Below are 21,291 nucleotides of genomic sequence, written 5' to 3' on the forward strand. Positions count from 1 at the left end.
ATGCGATTTCGCGCGCAGGAACTAAGTCAGTCTAAGTACAACCACTGCGAATCCGTGGATTCGCGAGTAAATTTAGAACGCTCTTCCTGAACGTCCGCGGAAAAACCTGTCTCAGTCGGGAAACGATAGTGAGCGCGGAAATGCACCATCCCCAAAGTATCCTCAGCCTGGCCGCGCACCGTGCGCACAATCTCCAAACCCTGCCAAACCAAAGAATCATCAAAATCTAAAGTTGCTGGGCGCGTCCGTGGATCCCAGGTGCGCAGTAAATAAGCCGCATCACGTAAGACGAACGCGCAATAGCGAGAACGCATTAGCTGCTCTGCAGTTTCTGGGGGCTCGCCGGCATGAAAGCGTCCGCAACATGAAATAAACGGTAGGGAAGTGCCACAAGGACAAAGCAAACTAGACATACCCTTATCCTACACACTCACCCTAACGTGACTAAGCACACCCGCTTAGGATTTGCATACCCCTCAAAAACTGACGTAAGGTAGATATTACCGACGCGGGGTGGAGCAGTTCGGTAGCTCGCCGGGCTCATAACCCGGAGGTCGCAGGTTCAAATCCTGTCCCCGCTACCACTTCTACTAACCTCAACACGATTTCGTGTTGAGGTTATTTGTTTATATGCGTAGAATCAGAGCAAATGAGCCTTTCGTAAAGGAGCCTAATGCTTAACTCGCAGGAAACGCAAAACACTTCAGAGGAAAACCCTCCGGCAAACTTAGCGCAATCAACCGATAAAACCCTCGCCATTCTCAGCCGCCCCCAGCCAAAAGGTATGGGAACCGGCTACGTGAAAGCTTCCGCGATAAACCAGCGCACAAAACAACAGCAGCTTAAAGTCGCATTCGGCTGGGCGTTATTTACTTTGCTTTTCCTGGCTTTGCCTACTGATATCATTCCTAACCCAATCTTTGCGCGGGAAGTGCCAATTCGCTGGTGGGAATACCCAGTGGTTTTCGCTACCGTAGCTTTAACTTTTGCGTGGTTTGCTATTCAGATTCCCCCAGAGGTTGCAAAGACAGCAGATAAACAGAACGGTCGCCTCATCTGGGGCGTAACTTTGGCTCTCTTCGCGGTAGCTTGCCCAGTCTGCAATAAGATTATTTTGTTACTCATGGGAACTGCCGGAGCATTGGGTACTTGGGCGCCTCTGCAACCCTATATTGCGGTCGGTTCACTGCTGGCCCTGGGAGCAGCATTGTGGTTGCGAATCCGCACTGCCCGAGGGCGTTGAATAAAACTTCCCCGCAATGCGAAAGCTGAGTTTTAGTTACGCAGTAATTTCACTGGGCGAAACACGGGGTTAATCCACGCTGATAGCAGGGATAAACCTGCCAGTAAGACTCCTAAACCGATGGCCAATAGTGGGGAATAACCATACGCCCAAGTCCCCAGGAATGGCGCGAAAATCCAGGTTAAACCGCCGGTGGCATTCAACAATCCGGCGACTGAGCCCTGCTCTTCAGCAGAGAACTGTAAGGAAGCTCCAGCGTTATAACCGGGGCCACCGATGCCGCCTCCCATGCCTTGAATGAAAGCAAAAATTAGCAGTACGAACAGTGGCAGGTGGAACATGAGGGAAAGAATTGCCACAAAGACCAGGAATAAGCCGGTGCGTAGCAGGCGTTGTGGACGCCAGTTTAAACGTGGAATCAAAATCAACTGGGAAAACATGGAGCCTGCTGCCGTGAGAACCATGGCGATTCCCGTGTAGAACACTGCTTTAGACGGTTCGTAACCATAGCGGTCTTGCAGAATGAACCCAATACAAATCTGAATAATGCCGTTCGTAAAGAACATGCCAAAGCCTGCCACAATGTAAGGCAGGATTCGTTTATCTAGGAATGATACTTTCGGAGGGTTCTTCGGTTTCACTGCGGTTTTCGAAGATGGCAGGAAAATAATGGCTATCAGCAGCGCGAGGGTTACAAAAATGGGGGTCGCGTAGACGGGTGCCAGTAGCCACCAGGCTGCCAAAAACGCGGAAAGCAAGGAACCAGTAATAGTCGCAATGTTAAAAGCTGCGCCAAAAGACGCCATACCTTTTACTCGCGAATACTCATCCGGAGTAATTTCTGCAATCAATGCCTGCCCAGTGGGTGGTACTGCGGCTACTGCAGCGCCAAAGAAACCACCGCGTGCAGCAATGATTCCCACTGCTGCGATAGTGGCGCTGATCCAACCGGAAACTCGTGCGTAGGTGGTGAAAGCAAAGAGTGAGCCTGCAATGGTTGCGAATACTAGTGCTGTTACCAGAACTGGTTTGCGGCCCCATGATATTGAGAGACGCCCCCAGAACTGTGAAAGTATTGTCACCATGAAAGCTGCGAGAGAGACGGTGGCTCCCATTTGCCAGTCTTTCATCCCGAGTGTGCGCGACAGTGGCGCAAGTACCGCATTCAGCAGGAATTGTCCGATGTAGGTGAAGAACACCATTATCACTAGGGTACGGATGATTCGGTTCGCTTGCTGCGTGGTTAAACTCGGAGTTTCGGGCATGCGCGTAGCTTTCAGAACATAAGAAATTAGTGATAGAACCAGGATACGTTAACGCCACTTAAAACTCGGATTCAGCCCACGGGATGTATATCTTCACACAAAAACTCTTTCCGCGCGCCCTCGGGAAAAAAGGGGCATAAAATTAGGTGAATAGTGTCGTATCTTGAGGAATTCAACCCCATGATTGAATTTAAAAACGTTTCTAAGCAGTTCCCGAACTCTTCACAGAAAGCCGTCGATGACTTTTCCTATGTGATTCCCTCCCGGGAAATCCACGTGTTCTTGGGTTCTTCTGGTTGTGGTAAAACCACGTTGTTGCGTTGCGTGAACCGCATGGAAATTCCTACTTCTGGGCAAATCTTATGGGATGATCAAGACGTTGCCGAGCTTAACCCTGTGGAACTGCGCCGCTCTATTGGGTACGTTATGCAGTCTGCTGGTTTGATGCCGCACCGCACGGTTTTAGATAACGTCACTACCGTTCTGCGTTTGCGTAATGGGGAAGCGAAACTGTCTAAGGAGCAGATTCGCTCGCGGGGTTTGGAAATGCTTGAGCTGGTTGGTTTGGATCCGCAGTTGGCTTCTCGTTATCCGGCTCAGTTGTCGGGTGGACAGGCTCAGCGTGTGGGCGTTGCTCGTGCTTTGGCTCCGAATCCGCGTGTGGTTTTGATGGATGAGCCGTTCGCTGCGGTTGATCCGCTGGTCCGTACCCAGTTGCAGGATTTGGTTCGTGATTTGCAACGTGAGTTGAAAACTACGATTTTGTTCGTTACGCACGACGTGGATGAGGCTGTGCGTTTGGCAGATAAGATTATTGTGCTTTCGGAACGCGCCCAGATTCGCCAGGCGGGTACAGCGCGTGAGCTTTTGTCTCAGCCGGCTGACCAGTTTGTGGCTGATTTCCTGGGGATTAATCGGGAGCTTCCACTTGAGTTGGGGGCGCAGAACCTGGTGTTTAACCCGGATGGTCGTCCGCTGGGTCACCTTTCTTTTCCCGAGGGCGTTGCTGGCAGTGTTACTGACGCTGAAGCAGGCATCTAATCATGATGTGGGTATTTGATAATTTCGATCGGGTGTTGCACCTGCTGTTAATGCACTTACAGTTGGTGGTTCCGGCGATTGTGGCTACGCTGTTGATTTCTGTGTCGGTGGCGTATGGGGTGACGAAATTACCGCGGATTCGGGAGTGGGTTTTGACGGCTTCGGGGCTGTTGTATTCTATTCCGTCACTACCGTTGTTGATTGTGCTTCCGTTGATTTTGGGGATTCCCCTACGTTCTAACTTGAATGTGCAGGTGGCGTTAACGATTTACGGTTGTTCGCTGTTGATTCGCGCGGCTGCGGATGCGTTTGACCAGGTGGATTCTAAGGTTTTACAGGCTTCTTTGGCTTGTGGGATGAGCCCGTTGCAGTGTTTTTGGAAGGTGCATTTACCGTTAGCTGGTCCAGCTATTTTAGCGGGTTTGAGGGTTGTTGCGGTTTCTACGATTGCTTTGACGACTATCGGGGCGTTGTTGGGGATTTCATCTTTAGGCTCATTGTTTACTGATGGTTTGATGCGTTCTATTGTTGCTGAAGTTATCACTGGTATTGTGGCTACGGTTTTACTAGCTGTCTCGGTTGATTTCCTGTTGGTTTTGTTGGGGCGTTTAGTGATGCCTTTCCAAAAAGTTATGCGTAGCAAGCAGAAGCAGAACGCTAAGTTGGTGATGCAGGTATGAACTTCTTTGTGGAAGCTTTTATGTGGTTAGCTGATTCTGCGAACTGGTGGGGGAGCGACGGGGTTTTTACTCGCGTTTTAGAGCATGCTGGTTATTCCTTGCTGTGCCTTTTGGCTGCTTCTTTGCTGGCGATTCCTTTGGGTCTTTATATTGGGCACACGGGTAGGTTGCGTTCCTTGGTGATTTTGTCTACGGGAAGTTTGCGGGCGATTCCGACTTTGGGTTTGCTGTCTTTGTTTGGCTTGCTGTTGGGCATTGGGGCGCAGGCACCTTTGTTAGCTCTGGTGGTTTTGGCTACGCCAACTATTTTGGCGGGTACTTATGCTGGGGTTGAGTCGGTTAATCCGCAGACGGTGGATGCTGCTTACGCGCAGGGAATGACTAGCTGGCAGGTTTTGTGGAAGGTGCAGTTCCCGCTGGCGTCGGGTTTGATTTTAGGCAGTTTGCGTTCGGCAATGCTGCAGTTGGTTTCTACGGTTACTTTGGTTGCCTATTTGGGGGGTGGCGGTTTGGGTCGCTATCTCTTCCGCGGCTTGGGTACGCAGAATTATTCGTTGATGCTGGTGGCTTCACTGCTGGTGATTGTTATCGCGATTTTCTTCGAGGGCGTTTTCGCTCAGCTTCAGCGTGTGAATAAGCGTAAGATTCATATTTGATAAGAGCTACAACTCATAGGGGTAGATAATAATGGAAATTACTCGTCGTAAAATGCTAGGCGTTTCCGGCCTGGTTATTCTCGCAACCGGCCTGGCTGCGTGTGGCAACTCTAACCCACTGGCAGATCCAAACAAAAAGAAGCCAATGGCAGATGACAAGAACCGTCCATTGGTAATCGGTTCTTCTAAGTACTACTCTTCCGGCATCATTGCAGAAATCTTCGCGCAGGTTCTGGAAAGCAAAGGCATTGCAGTTGACCGTCAGTTCAACATTGGTGCGCGCGCAGTATTCTTGAAGGAATTCGAGGACGGCAAGATTGACTTGATGCCAGAATATGCTGGTAACCTCTTGCAGTACTACAAGGCTGATGATCCAGCTGTTTCCACTGAGGAAATTAAGGCAGCATTGCCAGGAGCTCTACCTAAGGGTATTCGCGTTTTAGATTTGGCTGAAGCAACTGACCAGGACTCCTACTGCGTAACCGATATGTTCTCTATCAACAACGGTATCGGTTCTTTGGAAGACCTGGCTAAGCTGGGACGCCCAATCCGCCTGGCAGGTAACTCTGAGCTGGCTGACCGCCCATACGGTCCAAAGGGCTTGAAGGAAAAGTACGGTCTGGATGTAGAGCTAGTCCCAGTTGAAGATGGTGGTGGCCCTCTGACTGTGAAGGCGCTGAAGGACGGCACTGTAGATATTGCTAATATCTTCTCTGCTGACCCACAGATCGATAAGGAAGGCTTGGTTCCACTGATGGATCCAAAGCACCTAATTGTGACTCAGAATATCACTGCGATTGCTTCTGACCGAGTTCCAGCGGAAGTTGGAGAAGCTGTAAATATGGTCTTGGCTAAGCTAGATCAGGCAGCTATCTTAGGCATTAACTCTAAGTCTGTGATTGACCAGCAGGCGGCTGAACAAATCGCAGCTGACTGGATTGCAAATAACCTGTAAGAATCTTAGATAGTAAAAACGCATATGCGAACGGCGGTTCGCATATGCGTTTTTTACTTTTAATCCCCGAAAACTCATATGGCAACGCGAGTTCGCATATGAGTTATAGAGCAGACTAATCACCTGCGGCGGTAAACCACAACTTTCCAACGGGCATCGCCAGATTTCTCACGCCAATCCGCATCAGACTCAGCTTTAACAACTTCCCAAACTGCCGGGTCAATCTGCGGAGCGTAAACCACTGGACCAGCTGTCGAAACATTAAGATCCAGGTAAGTTACCACAAGCTCATCAGCAAAAGGCATCGCCTGCTCGTAAATATGTGCGCCACCAGCAATCCACACTAACTCAGAGTCGGCACTAGCCAAAGAAATAGCTTCCTCAATGCTGAAAGCTACCTCACCGCCCTCCGGAATAAAATCCCGATTCCGGGTGACCACAATGTTACGGCGTTGCGGCAGAGGCGCAAAACGCCCCAAAGCATCCCACGATTTACGGCCCATAATGAGGGGAAACCCAACCGTAGACTGCTTGAAATGCCTAAAATCAGCCGGCACGTGCCAAAGCATTTCAGAACCAGAACCCAGCTTGCCTTCCGCATCCTGTGCCCAAATCATCTTAACTACAGCCATAGTTAAACCTCAGACCGCAACCGGAGCCTTAATAGTTGGATGATGCTGGTAATCATGCACAGCTACATCTTCAATCTGATAGTCGAAAAGAGACTCCGCTTTACGCAACTCTAAAGTTGGGAACGGGTAAGCCTTACGAGAAAGCTGCTCTTGTACCTGCTCAAAATGGTTGCTGTAAATATGGCAGTCACCGCCCGTCCACACCAAGTCACCCACCTGCAAATCGCACTGCTGCGCAATCATATGAGTAAGCAGAGCATAGGAAGCAATATTAAAAGGCACGCCCAAGAACAGATCCGCACTTCGCTGGTAAATCTGCAATGACAGTTTCCCATCTACCACGTACAACTGGAAGAAAGAATGGCAAGGAGCCAATGCCATCTTGTCTAACTCAGCAACATTCCATGCAGAAACCAGCATGCGACGAGAATCCGGATTACTACGAACCGTTTCTAAAATCTGCGTTAGCTGATCAATATGTTCCCCATCAGGAGTTGGCCAAGAACGCCACTGCACACCGTAAACCGGGCCCAAGTCGCCATTCTCATCCGCCCACTCATTCCAAATGCGAATCCCATTGTCCTGCAGCCACTTCACATTAGAAGAACCATTAAGGAACCAAATCAGTTCACCCACAACAGATTTCAAATGCACGCGCTTCGTAGTAATCAACGGAAAGCCTTGGGACAGGTCATAGCGCAACTGACGGCCGAAAACTGACACAGTCCCAGTACCCGTCCGGTCTTCTTTCACCGCGCCGGTTTCTAAAACCTCACGCAACAGGTCTTCATAAACAGTGTTCAGCTCAGCCATAAACTCACTTTTCCTCTGCAGATACCGGGGTAACTTTAGCTTCCAGAGTAACTGGGAAAGCAAACTGAGTTGGAATCGGACCCAAGAACTGGGACGTCCCCTTAATCACCTGGTGTGCCATGGTATGACCCACGTAGTAGCCAATACCCGCACCAATCCCAAATGGCATTGCCTTACCCAAAATACTGGTAGTACCCTTGCGAACCACCATCTTCTTCAAACGCTTCGCTAAGAAACCATTAACCTTTGCAGTCGCATTAGAACCCAGCTGGGCAAAAGATGCCCGCATCATGTTAATTGAAGAAAAGCCGAGCTTCGCAGTTACTAAATCAGTAGCATCTTCACCCAAAATAGAAGACATTACCAGCATGCGACGCATCTCGCGGTCTTCAGTAGGAATCCCATAAACATGCGCCACAGAGAGCACGTAAATGCCTGCCTGAGCTAAGAAAGTCGCAAACTGTACTGAAGAAACCCCCAGGCTAGCAACCGTACCTAAACCTGGAACGGAAGCAGCTACACCAGTAGCACTTGAAGACAAAGAAGCTGTCTTATGGAAACGACGAGACAAAATACCAATGATTTCCGCTGGGGAAGCCGTAGGATTCTCAATCCGCAGCTGGTTTACGCTTCTTTCAATGTAACCTTGAGGGGCTTCTACCATTACGTCAATAGCAGAAGCGAAATCAGTAACGTTACGGAGTTCTCCGACCGCAGACGCCACTGTCGAAGCCCCTGAAGCAATCTTTTGTGGGACAGATTTAATCACAGCGGTAACAGACATTTCAGCTCCTTAAACTTAGTCTGATTAGCCTTCAGAAGTAATGACCAAACTGTCAGTCATTCCCTGGTTAAGAGTGTGAGAGATAGTGCAACGACGCTCAATAGCTGCTCGTACTCGGCGTTCTAAAGTAGCTAGTTCTTCGTCAGAGAGATTCGTCAGGTCAGTAACAATCTCAATATCCATGTGAGTGAAACGGTCAGTTTCCGCATCCCAGTCGCCGGAAACACCGATAGTAGACTTGTAATCATCACCTAAAACCGCTGCAAAACGCGCGTCAGAGGAAGTCGCGTTACAACCAGCTAAAGCTAGCTTCAGCAAGTCACCCGGGGTAAATTCATCCGGAGCGTGACCAATCTTCACAGACGGGCCCTCAGAAGAATGACCAACGAAGGAACCGGTACCTACTCGTTCTAACCACAGTGACTTAGCCATTTTTGACTCCTCAAATACTAGATGAACTTTTTAAAAGTTTGAGTTTCAGCGGTAATTAGAGACTCAATATTCTCAACCGCTACCTGTTCAATTTTCTTCCCAAAAAGTGGAATAGAGACCTTTACCTCAACTTCAGTGATACGTTTTGTTTGAGCGCCCTCGGAAACTAAACGAGAGAACCCCGAAACGCTCACTGGCAGACCACCCGCATCCACTTCCAAAGTGGAGGTGCCTGCAGTCCTATCCCAATCCTCACGAACCTGCACTTTAATGCCAGCTTCCGGAATGAACTTTTTTGCAATCGGGGGGAGCTTCAACTCTGCCGGATCTGCCTGCACATTGGTAGAGGCAACGAAGCCACGGTCAGTTTCATTTACCGAAGCAGCACAATCTAACTGCGCCTGATCAGTCACGCGGGTAGTTAGAAACTCTGGGGTAGAAAGAACTTCCCAAACTTTTTCTAAAGAAGCAGGGTAGGCGATTTCAAAAGAAGTTTTCATTATTTCCTTTCACAGTTACTTCCTACTTTACGGGTAAAGTAACAAAATCACTTCTTAAACCGTAAAGTAGAAGTATGCAAAGTTTGACTGAATTCGCACGCAGCGTCGCTGATGAAACCCTGTTACCTGAAGACATTGACTGGCTCCAGTTAATCCTGGCGGACTGGCAGGTTATTTCTGACTTAGCGGCTGCTGATTTAGTGATGTGGCTGCCAACCCGCGATCAGCGTTTTGTGGCGGTTGCACATGCTCGTCCGGCAACGACTTCTACCGTCCACTTCGAAGACGTAGTGGGAATGTACGCGGCTTCCACGCGCGCATCCATGTTGGAAGTAGCCTTTGCTAGTCAGACGGTAATTCAGGAAGACGCCGCTAAGTTTGCGGGCGCGTATTCTTTGAAAGAACAGTTCATCCCAGTAGTGTGTAGTAATCGCACTATTGCGATTATTACGGCGGAGTCGAACCTCTCTGCACCACGTTCGACGGGGCGGGATGCTTCTTGGACGATGGGGGCAGCGCGGATTTTGGCGGATATGATTACGCGCGGCGAGTACCCTTATGACGCAACTCCGGCAGCCGTGCAGCATGGGCAACCACGCGTTATGGATGGGGCAATATTTTTAGATTCCGATGGCGTTGTGCAAGAGATTACACCAAATGCTATTTCTTGTCTGCGTCGTCTGGGTATTAAAGATAATCTGATTGGCCGGTTACTAATTGAAGATGTCACTCAGATTGCGCAGAACAATAATCGCATTGATGAAACCCTGGCGGTTGTGGTGATGGGTAAAGCATCTTGGCGGGCAGAGTTAGAGTCAGCTCAGGCGACGGTTACGTTACGTGCGGTGCCTTTAATTAATGGTTCTAAACGTTTGGGAGCTGTTTTGCTTACCCGTGACGTTTCGGAAATGCGTCGCCGCGAATTGGAACTGATGACGAAGGACGCGACGATTCGCGAAATCCACCATCGTGTGAAGAATAATTTGCAGACAGTTTCAGCTTTGATTCGTTTGCAGGGGCGTCGTTCTGAGTCTGAGGAAGTGAAAGCTGCACTGGCTGAAGCGGAACGTCGTGTGACGACTATTGCAACGGTGCATGCGGCCTTGTCGCAGACAGTTGATGAGCACGTGGATTTTAATGAGGTGGCGAAGCAGGTTCTGCAGCTGGCGGTGGTGCTGGCGAAAACTCAACATACGGTAGGGTTAGAGATTCGTGGCGACTTCGGAATCGTGTCTGCTGATAATGCCCAGGCTTTGGCTACGGTTTTGACTGAGTTAGTCACTAACGCGGTTGAACACGGCTATCCAGATAAGGAAGGCACTGTGGTTATTGAAGCTGCCCGCGATGGTAAGAATCTTGAGGTTACTGTAGTTGATGATGGGATTGGGATTGAGCCGGGGCGGGCTTGTTCTGGTTTGGGAACGCAGATTGTTTCTACAGTGGTGGCGGGTGAGCTGGATGGTTCAATCGACTGGTTGCGTCGCGAGGATGGTCCGGGCACACGCGTAGTGCTCCACCTGGAACTTGACTGATTTTCGGAAGCCTCAGGCAAGTACAGCTTCTAAGCCTTCATCTAGAAGCAGCTGGAACTTAGTCTCATCCACCAGTGGTACTCCCAGAGTTTCTGCTTTAGTGGCTTTGGATCCTGCTCCTGGGCCAGCAACTACCAGCGAAGTTTTCTTTGAAACTGAAGAAGAGGCTTTCGCACCGCGAGCGATAATGGCGGCTTTGGCGCTTTCGCGGTCGTAACCGGGCATAGTTCCAGAGACTACGATGGTGAGTCCCGCTAGGGTTTGGGGGAGTTCTTCGGTGGCTTCGTCTTCCATGCGTACGCCGGAAGCAGCCCACGTGTTTACGATGTGTTTATGCCAGTCTACTTGGAACCAGGCAACTACGGCTTCGGCAATGATTTGTCCTACGCCTTCCACGGCGGCGAGTTCTGCTACGCTGGCTTGTTGCAGGGCATCTAGACTGCGGAAATGGTCGGCGAGGGCTTGTGACGCTGTGGGCCCAACGTGGCGGATGGATAGGGCGTTGAGGACTCGCCAGAGTGGTTGTTGTTTAGCTTTTTCAAGCTGGTCAAGCATTTTTGTTAGATCCTGGGTGGGTTTTGGTTCTTGACCTTTTGCCCATTCTCCTGATTTGAGGCGACGCCCGGTTGACCAGAAGGCGCGGATTTGTCGCCATCCTTCCTCGTACCCGGTTTCGTCGGCAACGTTGCGGGGGAATTTTCCATACTTCCATACGTAGACGTCTTTTACGGCGTTGGCAGTGAGGTTGAAAATGTCGGCTTCTGAGGTGAGGACGGTTTCACTAGGGCGGGGCAGTAGCTGTTCTGCTTGCGTGATGAGCTCGCCGTGGTGTAGGTTTTCGCGGGTGAAGCTGTCTAACTGTATGGTTTTATCTTCGCTGGTGTCGGTTTCTGCTAGTAGTACGGGTTCTCCGGCTGCTAGTGCGGAGATGACTTCGAAACGGTTTACTTCTGGCTGGGTGAGTGCCAGTGCGGATTCGTCACCTAAACCTTCAATGTCGAAAGCTGAGCGTCCGCCCATGAAACTGATGCGCTGGGTGATCTGTGCGGGGCAGGATGCTTGGTTTGGACAGCGTAGGTCTACGTCGCCTTCTTTTGCTGGGGCAAGGGGTGCGCCACAGGACGGGCAGTGGCTGGGCATGACGAAGGCTCTTTCACTTCCGTCACGTAGTGATTCGACTGGTCCGAGGATTTCGGGGATAACGTCGCCGGCTTTACGGAGGATTACCATGTCGCCAATGAGAACGCCTTTACGTTTCACTTCATCTTGGTTGTGTAGGGTGGCTGAGGAAACGTGGGAGCCAGCTACGAGGACTTTTTCCATGACACCGTAGGGGGTGACTCGGCCGGTGCGGCCCACTTGGGTGCGGATGTCCAGCAGGCGAGTGTGTACTTCAGTGGGTGGGAATTTGTAGGCAGCTGCCCAGCGAGGAGCACGCGAGGTAGTTCCCAAAGCGGCTTGATATTGGCGGGAATCTACTTTAAATACCATGCCGTCAATCTCATGTGAAAGGTCAGCGCGGTGCTTTCCGAAGTATTCGATTACTTCATCAATTTCAGCGTGTGTGGAAATCAGACGTGTGTATTCAGAAACTGGTAGTCCCCAAGCTTTTAACTGCTCATACCAAGCATGCTGGGAATCGGGTTGAGACTGACCGCCCTCGTAAATGCCAATGCCGTGGCAGACCATTGCCAGCGGACGTTTAGCAGTTTCGGCAGGGTCTTTTTGCCGCAGTGAACCCGCGGCCGCGTTACGCGCATTCACAAAGGTTTTTTCGCCGCGTAACGCACGCTGCTCGTTAAAATCAAGGAAATCTGCGATGGGGAAGTAGATTTCGCCGCGCACTTCTACGCTCGCGGGGAAATCTCCGGTTAGCTGCCGCGGTACGTTACTGATGGTCAGCACGTTCGCAGTGACGTCTTCACCTACGCGCCCATCACCGCGGGTTGCTGCGCGGGTTAGTAAACCATTTTCGTACAGAATGGAAACTGCCAGGCCATCAACTTTGACTTCCGCGAGGATTTCCACTTGGTTCATTCCCAGTCCTGTGAGGCACCGGTCTAACCACTGGTGGGTGGCTTCCACACTGAAAACGTCGTCTAAACTCAGCATTGGAATGCGGTGTGCGACGGGGGCGAAAGTGTTTACGGCGCTACCACCCACGGTCTGGGTGGGGGAGTCTGGAGTGACCAGCATAGGCCACTTGGCTTCTAAGTCTTTTAGTTCTTCAAAGAGGACATCGTATTCAGCGTCTGATGCGGTTGGCGCGTCCAGATTGTAGTAGTCGAACCGCATTTGGTTGATTTCGGTAACCAGGTCACGCCATTTCGCAGTGGCTTCTGCCGGAACGGGAGTATCCACTGGAGTTTTTTCAGTGGAGGGTTCTTCCGCTGTAGCGAATAAATCAAGCTGGGGATCAAAAATGTCACTCATAAACTAAGTTTCTCATAGTTTTCCCCAGGGTAGTTTGAGGCGGGGAGTTATCCCCAGGTTTTCTATGCCTTCTGGAAAATACTAGTGGGGAAGTGTTGGAATCGACTTATGCGTACCATTCAATCTTTCCCTTTGCATTTGCATTGCTTGGCAGGACCAGACTCGGGTACTTTACTTCCTTTAGAGGAGGGGAGTTTCATCCTAGGGCGGGGCGTCCAATGGTCAAGCTCAGGTGTAGAACTAACTGATTTGGAAACTTCCCAGCTACACGCTTGTCTTACTTATAGTTCAGTAAATTACTTGGTACAAGTAACTGACTTACATTCCCTGAACGGGGTGTTTAAAGGTTCTTTTCGGCGCTTATTACCGGGATTCCCGCGGTCTTTCACTCGCTTTAAACCAGTTGTTGGAACTACGGTAGTACATCCGGGGGAAGTGCTTAAAATCGGGGATAACTACTGGCAGCTGAGTACACCTGATGAGTCTTTTAAACTCACTGAAGCTGACTTTGCGTGTGCTGAAGCAAGTAGACGAACTTTTCTTAACCGACGTAGTTGGTTTTTCATTTTCCCGTTGGTTTCTATAACCATGTTGCTTAGCCGTTGGTTGCCTTTGAATCTTCTTAAATACTTGGGGATGATACTGGTAACAACCGGGGTATTTATGGCGTTGCGATGGTGGTTTGTAAAGCAACAGGTTGGGAAGTTTTCACCGGCATATATTCCCCATCTGCCGGTTGTAGTGGGTTCTAAACAGGTGCCGGCTGAGGTTTCGTTTACGCTGCCAGATGCTGTGCGCGTACGTTGGTGTAAGACTTTTAATGTGGCTTGGTTTACTCAAGGTCCGGGTAGTGCTTGCCGGCTGCCAGCGGGGTTAGTAGAAGTTGAAGGCACTGATTTGGAATCACATTGCCTTACTCTGGGGTTGCTGACGCTTTTGAAACTAAAACAGGCGGGATTGACTGCTTCTTTAACTGTGCGCAAAAGCGGTGACGTGCAGGTGAAGTCGGGCGAGCAAACTTGGCTTTTTTCTGCTGGTGCTGGTTTAGAAATTGTTGATTTACGTTTGCGGTTAGCTCTAGCACCGGTTTTACGTGGTGCAGCGTTAAATCAAGTAAAGAGGCATTATGTGGGCATTGCTTTAATCCAAGAGACTTTAGATTTAGAGGCTTTAGACCGCCTGGTGGCAGTCTCTGAGGAAAAGCTCTTACCTGATAGTCCGCGTGTGGGCGGGTTGCGGGTCCCGGTGGGGATCGATACAGAGGGCAACCCACTTTGGATTGATTTGGTTACGCAGGGGCCGCATGCGCTGATTACTGGCACTACGGGGTCGGGTAAATCGGTGGCGTTACGTACTTGGCTGCAACAGCTTTGCCGTTACTATACGGCGCAGCAACTGCGTTTGGTGTTATTTGACTATAAGGGTGGGGCGACTTTGCAGGGGTTGCAGAATTACCCGCATACGGAAGGGCTGGTTACGGATTTAGAGGCGGGCTTAACTCAGCGGATTTTGCTGGGCTTGGCTGCTGAGTTGAAATCTCGTGAAAGAGATTTATTGAGAGCTGGTTTCGCAGATTTAGCTGAGTGGGAGGAAGCTGACGCGGATACTGCTCCGCCGCGGATTCTTTGTGTGGTAGATGAGTTCCGAGTGATGCAACAAACACATGCTCAGGATTTAGAAACTTTGTTGGATTTGGCTGGCAGAGGGCGTTCTTTAGGGATGCACTTGGTTTTGGCAACGCAGTCGGCCGGCGGGGTGATTCCTGCGCAGTTGCGCGCTAACGTGAGTTTGCGGATTGCATTTCGTACGGCTACGCTCGCGGATTCTTTGGACGTTTTGGGGTCTGCGCAGGCTTTTGAGGTTTCTGAACCGGGGGTTTCTTTCATTTCGGTGGCGGGGCAGCCTGAGCTTTCTCGAGGGCGTTGGGCAATAACTAGTTCTACGGCGCAGGTGGAGTATGGACGGAAGAAGGCGCCAACTTTATGGCAGCCGAGCTTAGGAGAGGCCTTTGAGTCAGGGAGGCTTAGCATACCTGTTGACGATGCGGATTGTTTCCTGGGATGGGTTGATTTGCCTCAGCAGCGTGATTTTATGCCCTTAGTTTGGAAAACGGGAGTTTTAGTAGTAGCAGCTGAAGGGACGGTGCGTGAGCGTTTATTACAGCAGTGTGGGGCGTCGGCTTGTATTTCTTTGGATGAGGCGGATATTTCACTTTGGTGGGTTTTGTTAAATAACGCGCGGATTTTAGGGATTCCAGTGTTGATTGCGGATTTATACGGTTTTGTACAAAGGGTTGATGCTGAGTTCGGATTGGGGAGTGGCCGGGAACTTTGGGATGAGGTAATACGTGGTGGACAACGAGTTTTAGTGGGTGTTGCTCCGGGTGAGCTGAATCTTTGTAAGGGAGTCGACAAAGTATTACTTCGACTAGGTGTTAGTACGGGTAAAAGCTTGGGATTGAGTAGAGAAATACTTAAGGGGTTGGAGCTTTTACCTGTGCTAACTGCTAATTCTGAAGCTTTTGTTGAGGCGATAGTGTTGCGTTGGGAAGGTCTTGAGACATTAGCGGGTGCGGTTACATTAACTGTAGGTCTGCAGGCAGGCTCTGCTAAGAGAAATTCGTCGGCAGAACTAGTCGATATTGCGGAGGGGGATCTGCTTGCTGTTTGTAGGCAAAAGGTATCTACAACTGAGCTTCTTATATATACGGATAATATTTCTGAAAGTACAGAAATTGCTTTATTGCGTGCTGCAGGAATGGTGGTTCGGGTAGAAAGTCCTAAGCCCGCTGGTATGGAGTGTGCAGATATTAAGCAAAATGCATGTTGCATTACTGGGTATACTCGCCTTCTGGCTGGGCAATTACAATGGTTAAAACTGCCTAAATATCTAAAGTTGCTTTTAGTGGCAGATCGGGGAGTATGGCTTAAAAATGGGGGAATGTGGCTACGGTATACCGGTTAAAAAAATCAAGGTGATGAGTTGCACAGTATTTCATAATGTGAAACGTGGTGCTATCTCTTGTCAAACCTGCCGCGAATGATACACACTTGTTATCTACGAGCGTTTGAGCCACAACCGGTTGCAGGCGCGTAATCAGAAAACAAATAGTAATCGCGAGGAGCACAGAACTATGGATTGGCGTAGTCGCGCAGCGTGTTTAAGCGTGGACCCAGAACTCTTCTTCCCAATCGGGAATACTGGTCCAGCTATCGCACAGGCTGCTGAAGCTAAAGCTGTTTGTGCTACTTGCTCCGTCCAGGAAACCTGCCTGCAATGGGCGCTCGAAAATAACCAGGATTCCGGTGTTTGGGGCGGTATGAGTGAAGATGAACGTCGCGCCCTAAAGCGACGCAGCGCCCGCGTACGCCGTGGCCTGTAACATCTGATAAAGAGCACAATATTTTGGGGGACGTAGTAAAACTACGTCCCCCAAAATAATTCCTAAAAAGTGACTCAGAAAAGAGGTCCCAAGGGCTTCAATAACAGTTCCACCGCCCACTGCACAGCTGGACGCTTACGCCAACTATCATGAGTTAGCTTCTCTGCAGAAGTTAAATCATTTAAGAAAATATCTTCCATCCGCTGTGCAAACTCAGTGGACTGGAACTGCATATTAACCTCAAAATTACCTGCCATCGACAGGCGGTCAATATTAGCTGTACCCACCGTCGACCAACGGCCGTCTACTGTAGCCGTCTTCGCGTGAATCATCGCATCCTTATAAAGCCAAATCTCCACACCATTTTCTAACAGCACATCAAAGAAAGCAGCTGAAATCCAGTCAACCACCACGTGATTAGAATTTCGCGGAATCAAAATCTTGACATCTACACCACGATTAGAAGCAGCTAATAAAGCACCTAAAATCTCACGATCAGGCAAAAAATACGCAGAAGTTAAATAAATATGCGAGTTAGCTCGTTCAAACGCATCTAAATAAGTACCCCGAATCGGATACAAACGAGCCGAGGGGCGATTATGCGCAGCATTAATCTGCGACTCCCACTTACGCACGCCCTTGCGCGGAAGAGCTGGCAAAGACCGCCCTCGGAAATAATTCCACTGATCAATGAAGCCATTTTCCAATTCCCAAACGGCCTCACCCTCCAAACGCACGTGGGTATCCCGCCACTCATCTGCATATAACTTGCCAATGTTATATCCGCCAATGAAACCGGTATGCCCATCCACCACCAAAATCTTACGGTGATCACGGCCCGTATGACGCATATTCAATGTCAACGCGCCTAAACGTACCTCCGGAATCTTCTTCACAAACAAATTCGGGTGCTTACGGAAATGCTTAAACGCCGGCGAAACCACAATATTCGCGAAACCATCGTAAATGCAGTAAACCTTCACCCCGCGCTCAGCCGCCCGGTAAAGTGCCTTCTTGAAATCCTTACCAACCCGGTCCGACTTCCAAATAAAAGTCTCAAAATAAATGAAATGCTCAGCCCCATCAATCGCCATTAGCATGTCGCGATACAGACTATTGCCCTCAGAGTAAGAAGTAACCGCATTCCCCGCAACATAATTACGTGCCGGTGCTAAAGCAGGAAAACCACTCGATGCCGGAGCGCGACGCTTACGAATCTCATCAATCGTGATTAATGCAGTAATGGCAGTAGCCTGCGCTAAGCCAGTGGTTAAAGCAGCTATCTTGATGCCCTTCCACGCTTTCTGCGACAACGAATGAAAATGAAATTTCTTACCCATGCATACGAGTTTAAGCAATTAGTGACATCGATAACTAACCGCGTCCAAGAATGTGCGTTCGTTTTTCTAACCGTAGCTAACTAAACGTCACGAATACTCCTATACTAATAAGTATGTCGATTTTTACTAACGAAGAGGTCCGCCGCCTAGCAGAGCTGGCGCACATTGCTTTAACTGATGAAGAAGTTGCTCGATTTGCCTCCGAACTCGGTGTAATCACCGACTCAGTAGCAAAAGTAGCTTCAATCGTAACTGCTGAAACCCCCTCCACATCACACCCAATCCCATTGGTAAACGTCATGCGTGACGACGTGGTTGGAGAACTCCTTGACCGTGACGAAGTACTGGCATCCGCGCCAGTAGCTGAATATGGTCAGTTCATGGTGCCACAGATTCTAGGAGAAGACTGATATGCAGGAATTTCTAACTAAGTCAGCATTGGAACTGGCACAAATGCTTCGCGACGGAGAACTCACCTCCGTTGAACTTACTCAGGCTTGCCTGGACCGAATCACAAAAGTAGACGGAAAAGTCAACGCTTTCCTCTACGTGAATGCTGAGGGTGCACTGGAAACAGCTCGAGAAGTTGATGCTGCGCGTGCAGCGGGTGAAGAACTGCACGCGCTGGCTGGCGTGCCAATCGCGTTAAAAGACAACCTGGTTACCCGCGGTATTCCTACCACCTGTTCGTCTAAGATTCTGGAGGGGTGGATTCCTCCTTACGATGCTTTCGTTGTAAAGAAGATTAAGGCAGCGAAGCTCCCTATTTTGGGTAAGACGAACCTTGACGAATTCGCAATGGGTTCTTCCACTGAACACTCTGCTTTCGGAGTAACCCGCAACCCCTGGAATCTGGAATGTATTCCTGGCGGTTCCGGCGGTGGTTCCGCAGCAGCGGTTTCCGCATACATGGCTCCACTGGCACTGGGTACCGACACGGGTGGTTCCATCCGTCAGCCTGGCGCAGTCACTGGCACCGTTGGCGTGAAGCCAACTTACGGTGCGGTTTCTCGCTACGGTGCTATTGCGATGGCTTCCTCTTTGGATCAGATTGGCCCAGTTACCCGTACGGTTGCTGACGCAGCGGCTTTGCAGGAACTTATTGGTGGGCATGACCCAATGGATTCCACTTCCCTCACTGACGTTGCGACTGGTCTGCTGGATGCGGCTCGTTCCGAGGGCGACCTGACTGGTGTAAAGATTGGTGTCGTTAAGGAACTTTCCGGTGAAGGCTATCAGCCTGGGGTTTTGGCTTCCTTCAATGAAGCAGTTGCAAACCTGGTAGCTCGTGGCGCTGAAGTTGTAGAAGTATCCTGTCCTAACTTCGATTATGCGTTGGCAGCTTACTATTTGATTATGCCTGCGGAAGTTTCCTCTAACCTGGCGCGTTTTGACGGTATGCGTTACGGTATTCGCGTGGAACCAACTGAAGGTCCAGTTACTGCACAGCGAGTTATGGCAGCTACCCGTGGAGCTGGTTTCGGCGCAGAAGTTAAGCGCCGCATTATCTTGGGTACTTACGTGCTGTCCTCTGGCTACTACGATCAGTTCTACGGTGCTGCTTTGAAGGTTCGTACTTTAATCCAGGATGACTTCAAAGCTGCTTTTGAAAAGTGTGATGTGCTGGTTTCCCCAACTGCTCCAACCACCGCATTTAAGTTCGGTGAAAAGAGCGATGATCCAATGGCGATGTACCTCAATGACATTGCCACCATCCCAGCTAACTTGGCAGGTGTAGCAGCGATGTCTATTCCTTCCGGTGTTGCTGAAGATGGTTTGCCAGTTGGCTTCCAGGTAATCGCGCCAGCTCGTAAGGATGACGTAATGTACCGCGTAGCCCGTTTTGTTGAAGACGCAGTAGATGTAGCGGGCAACTGCCCAGCTAAGACTTGGGAAGAGGATGCGTGAAAATGGCTAAGTTAATGAAGTATGAAGATGCAGTAGCCAAGTTTGATCCAGTTTTAGGTCTGGAAGTTCACGTTGAACTGGGTACTGTAACTAAGATGTTTGACGCGGCCCCAAATGAGTTCGGTGGTGAACCAAATACTTTCGTAACCCCAACTTCTTTAGGACTGCCTGGTTCTTTGCCAGTTGTTAACCGCACTGCAGTTGAATATGCGATTAAGATTGGTTTGGCTCTGAACTGTGAGATTGCAGAATACTGCCGTTTCGCACGTAAGAACTATTTCTATCCGGACTTAACTAAGGCATTCCAGACTTCTCAGTATGATGAGCCAATTGCTCATGATGGTTGGGTTGATGTTGAGCTTGATGACGGTGAAATCTTCCGCGTGCAGGTTGAACGTGCACACATGGAAGAGGATGCTGGTAAGAACACGCACGTGGGTGGGGCTTCCGGTCGTATTCACGGCGCTGAATACTCTTTGTGTGACTACAACCGTGCAGGCGTGCCACTGGTAGAAATCGTTACCCGCCCTATTGAGGGGGCAGGGGAACGAGCTCCGGAAGTAGCTGCAAAGTACGTGCAGACTTTGCGTGACATTTTCCGCGCACTGGGTGTTTCTGAGGCTCGTATGGAGCGTGGTAACGTTCGTGCTGACGTTAACGTTTCTTTGCGTCCTTCTGTGGATGCTCCTTTCGGTACTCGTACTGAAACTAAGAACGTGAACTCTTTCCGCGCGATCGATAAGGCGGTCCGCTACGAGATTTCTCGTCAGGCAGCGATTCTGTCAGCTGGTGAAAAGGTAATTCAGGAGACCCGCCACTTCCACTCTGAGGATGGTTCTACTTCTTCTGGTCGCGAAAAGTCTGATGCGGAAGATTACCGTTACTTCCCAGAACCAGATTTGGTGCCAGTGCAGCCTAGCCGTGAGTGGGTTGAAGAACTGCGCGCGACTATGCCTGAACTGCCAGGTGCGCGTCGCCGTCGCCTGCGTGGCGAGTGGGGCTTCTCTGATTTGGAAATGCGTGACGTGGTTGCAGCAGATGCGTTGGAGTTGATCTTTGAGACCGTTGAAGCAGGTGCTACTCCAGCAGCTGCACGTAAGTGGTGGATGGGTGAGTTGTCTCGTTTGGCTAAGGAAGCTGAGCTTTCCTTGGGGGAGTTGGCAGTTACCCCTGCGCTGGTTGCACAGCTACAGTCTTTGGTGGACGCGGGCAAGCTGAATGATAAGTTGGCACGTTCTGCTCTCGAGGGCGTATTGGCTGGCGAAGGCTCATTAGAAGAGGTAATCGCTGGTCGCGGCCTGGAAGTTGTTTCTGATGACGGTCCACTGATTGCTGCGATCGAACAGGCAATGGCAGATAACCCTGATGTAGTTGAAAAGATTAAGGGCGGCAAGATGGCTGCTATTGGCGCTCTGATGGGTCCAATCATGAAGGCTACGCGTGGTCAGGCTGATGCTGGTCGCGTGCGTGAACTGATTATGGAACGTATCTGAGTTCAAGCATGATTTCTGGGGTAGAAGCGAGTTAGCTTCTACCCCAGAAGTGTTTTATGAGGGGATGTCGTAGGCTCTAGAAGTTGTGTGGTGGGGTTCACGTGGTTTGAATTTGTGTTCGGTGGGGTTGGGTGGGTAAAGTTGTATTTTGTTGCGCGGCACTGAGGTGCTGTGGCGCTGGCACCTTTACTGGGTTGGTTGA

The 21,291-nt window shown here is 50.0% G+C and carries 20 protein-coding genes and 1 tRNA gene; 12 read left to right on the forward strand and 9 right to left on the reverse strand.

The annotated features are described in order from the left end of the window. Positions 1–26: 26 nt before the first annotated feature. Positions 27–413: a YchJ family protein gene (locus HMPREF0044_RS07075; protein ID WP_084799341.1), complete on the reverse strand. Its 387-nt coding sequence runs from the start codon at positions 411–413 to the stop codon at positions 27–29. A gap of 94 nt (positions 414–507) precedes the next feature. On the opposite strand from HMPREF0044_RS07075, the gene HMPREF0044_RS07080 reads away from it, so the two are divergent. Together HMPREF0044_RS07080 and HMPREF0044_RS07085 are read left to right on the forward strand one after the other, a co-directional pair. Then, positions 508–584: transfer RNA gene (locus tag HMPREF0044_RS07080), tRNA-Met, on the forward strand. 89 nt (positions 585–673) lie between these two features. Then, on the forward strand, positions 674–1,243 hold the full coding sequence (locus tag HMPREF0044_RS07085) for a hypothetical protein (protein WP_006547448.1): 570 nt from the start codon (positions 674–676) through the stop codon (positions 1,241–1,243). Positions 1,244–1,275: 32 nt separating this feature from the next. Here HMPREF0044_RS07085 and HMPREF0044_RS07090 read toward each other — a convergent pair whose 3' ends face one another. After that, on the reverse strand, positions 1,276–2,508 hold the full coding sequence (locus HMPREF0044_RS07090) for an MFS transporter (protein WP_006547449.1): 1,233 nt from the start codon (positions 2,506–2,508) through the stop codon (positions 1,276–1,278). Between the two features lie 180 nt (positions 2,509–2,688). Between HMPREF0044_RS07090 and HMPREF0044_RS07095 the strand changes: the two genes are divergently transcribed. Genes HMPREF0044_RS07095 through HMPREF0044_RS07110 form a run of 4 tightly spaced genes read left to right on the forward strand, consistent with a single transcriptional unit; the run spans position 2,689 to position 5,840 of the window. Further along, on the forward strand, positions 2,689–3,549 hold the full coding sequence (locus HMPREF0044_RS07095) for an ABC transporter ATP-binding protein (protein ID WP_006547450.1): 861 nt from the start codon (positions 2,689–2,691) through the stop codon (positions 3,547–3,549). Between the two features lie 2 nt (positions 3,550–3,551). Continuing rightward, complete coding sequence (locus tag HMPREF0044_RS07100; RefSeq protein ID WP_006547451.1) at positions 3,552–4,229, forward strand: ABC transporter permease; 678 nt, start codon at positions 3,552–3,554, stop codon at positions 4,227–4,229. Beyond that, positions 4,226–4,885 carry an ABC transporter permease gene (locus HMPREF0044_RS07105; RefSeq protein WP_006547452.1) on the forward strand — a complete coding sequence of 220 codons (660 nt, stop codon included), beginning with the start codon at positions 4,226–4,228 and terminating at the stop codon, positions 4,883–4,885. The genes HMPREF0044_RS07100 and HMPREF0044_RS07105 overlap by 4 nt, the downstream gene beginning before the upstream one ends. 31 nt (positions 4,886–4,916) lie before the next feature. Then, a complete protein-coding gene (locus tag HMPREF0044_RS07110; RefSeq protein ID WP_006547453.1) occupies positions 4,917–5,840 on the forward strand; it encodes an ABC transporter substrate-binding protein in 924 nt (307 codons plus the stop codon). 119 nt (positions 5,841–5,959) lie between these two features. Here HMPREF0044_RS07110 and HMPREF0044_RS07115 read toward each other — a convergent pair whose 3' ends face one another. From HMPREF0044_RS07115 to HMPREF0044_RS07135, 5 genes are read right to left on the reverse strand one after another with little or no spacing between them, the layout of a single operon-like run. Next, positions 5,960–6,472, reverse strand: a complete 513-nt coding sequence (locus HMPREF0044_RS07115; RefSeq protein WP_006547454.1) for a dihydrofolate reductase — start codon at positions 6,470–6,472, stop codon at positions 5,960–5,962. A 9-nt stretch (positions 6,473–6,481) separates the two neighbouring features. Beyond that, a complete protein-coding gene (locus tag HMPREF0044_RS07120) occupies positions 6,482–7,285 on the reverse strand; it encodes a thymidylate synthase (RefSeq protein WP_006547455.1) in 804 nt (267 codons plus the stop codon). Positions 7,286–7,289: 4 nt separating this feature from the next. After that, complete coding sequence (locus HMPREF0044_RS07125) at positions 7,290–8,069, reverse strand: hypothetical protein (RefSeq protein ID WP_006547456.1); 780 nt, start codon at positions 8,067–8,069, stop codon at positions 7,290–7,292. Between the two features lie 24 nt (positions 8,070–8,093). Beyond that, positions 8,094–8,501 carry an OsmC family protein gene (locus HMPREF0044_RS07130; protein WP_006547457.1) on the reverse strand — a complete coding sequence of 136 codons (408 nt, stop codon included), beginning with the start codon at positions 8,499–8,501 and terminating at the stop codon, positions 8,094–8,096. Positions 8,502–8,518: 17 nt separating this feature from the next. Continuing rightward, positions 8,519–9,001, reverse strand: a complete 483-nt coding sequence (locus HMPREF0044_RS07135; protein ID WP_006547458.1) for a DUF2505 domain-containing protein — start codon at positions 8,999–9,001, stop codon at positions 8,519–8,521. Positions 9,002–9,075: 74 nt separating this feature from the next. Between HMPREF0044_RS07135 and HMPREF0044_RS07140 the strand changes: the two genes are divergently transcribed. Continuing rightward, positions 9,076–10,533 (forward strand): sensor histidine kinase, encoded by a 1,458-nt coding sequence (locus HMPREF0044_RS07140; protein WP_006547459.1) that lies wholly within the window; start codon positions 9,076–9,078, stop codon positions 10,531–10,533. 12 nt (positions 10,534–10,545) lie between these two features. Here the strand turns inward: HMPREF0044_RS07140 and ligA are convergent, their stop codons facing one another. After that, the gene (ligA, locus tag HMPREF0044_RS07145; RefSeq protein ID WP_006547460.1) at positions 10,546–12,966 is read right to left on the reverse strand and encodes an NAD-dependent DNA ligase LigA; all 2,421 of its coding nucleotides are present in this window, start codon (positions 12,964–12,966) and stop codon (positions 10,546–10,548) included. A 108-nt stretch (positions 12,967–13,074) separates the two neighbouring features. Between ligA and HMPREF0044_RS07150 the strand changes: the two genes are divergently transcribed. Both HMPREF0044_RS07150 and HMPREF0044_RS07155 read left to right on the forward strand, forming a co-directional pair. Then, on the forward strand, positions 13,075–15,930 hold the full coding sequence (locus HMPREF0044_RS07150) for an FtsK/SpoIIIE domain-containing protein (protein WP_040313096.1): 2,856 nt from the start codon (positions 13,075–13,077) through the stop codon (positions 15,928–15,930). 169 nt (positions 15,931–16,099) lie between these two features. Beyond that, the gene (locus HMPREF0044_RS07155) at positions 16,100–16,348 is read left to right on the forward strand and encodes a WhiB family transcriptional regulator (RefSeq protein WP_006547462.1); all 249 of its coding nucleotides are present in this window, start codon (positions 16,100–16,102) and stop codon (positions 16,346–16,348) included. A 74-nt stretch (positions 16,349–16,422) separates the two neighbouring features. On the opposite strand, the gene HMPREF0044_RS07160 is transcribed toward HMPREF0044_RS07155, so the two are convergent. Beyond that, positions 16,423–17,688 (reverse strand): phospholipase D-like domain-containing protein, encoded by a 1,266-nt coding sequence (locus HMPREF0044_RS07160; RefSeq protein ID WP_006547463.1) that lies wholly within the window; start codon positions 17,686–17,688, stop codon positions 16,423–16,425. 113 nt (positions 17,689–17,801) lie between these two features. Between HMPREF0044_RS07160 and gatC the strand changes: the two genes are divergently transcribed. From gatC to gatB, 3 genes are read left to right on the forward strand one after another with little or no spacing between them, the layout of a single operon-like run. Beyond that, entirely contained in the window at positions 17,802–18,098 is a 297-nt protein-coding gene (gatC, locus tag HMPREF0044_RS07165) for an Asp-tRNA(Asn)/Glu-tRNA(Gln) amidotransferase subunit GatC (protein WP_006547464.1), read from the forward strand. 1 nt (position 18,099) lies between these two features. Further along, a complete protein-coding gene (gene gatA, locus HMPREF0044_RS07170) occupies positions 18,100–19,596 on the forward strand; it encodes an Asp-tRNA(Asn)/Glu-tRNA(Gln) amidotransferase subunit GatA (protein WP_006547465.1) in 1,497 nt (498 codons plus the stop codon). A 2-nt stretch (positions 19,597–19,598) separates the two neighbouring features. Continuing rightward, positions 19,599–21,089 (forward strand): Asp-tRNA(Asn)/Glu-tRNA(Gln) amidotransferase subunit GatB, encoded by a 1,491-nt coding sequence (gene gatB / locus HMPREF0044_RS07175; protein ID WP_040313097.1) that lies wholly within the window; start codon positions 19,599–19,601, stop codon positions 21,087–21,089. Positions 21,090–21,291 lie beyond the last annotated feature (202 nt).

Origin of the sequence: Gleimia coleocanis DSM 15436, from assembly GCF_000159015.1 — a bacterium.
In the GTDB taxonomy this organism is placed as follows: Bacteria; Actinomycetota; Actinomycetes; order Actinomycetales; family Actinomycetaceae; genus Gleimia; species Gleimia coleocanis.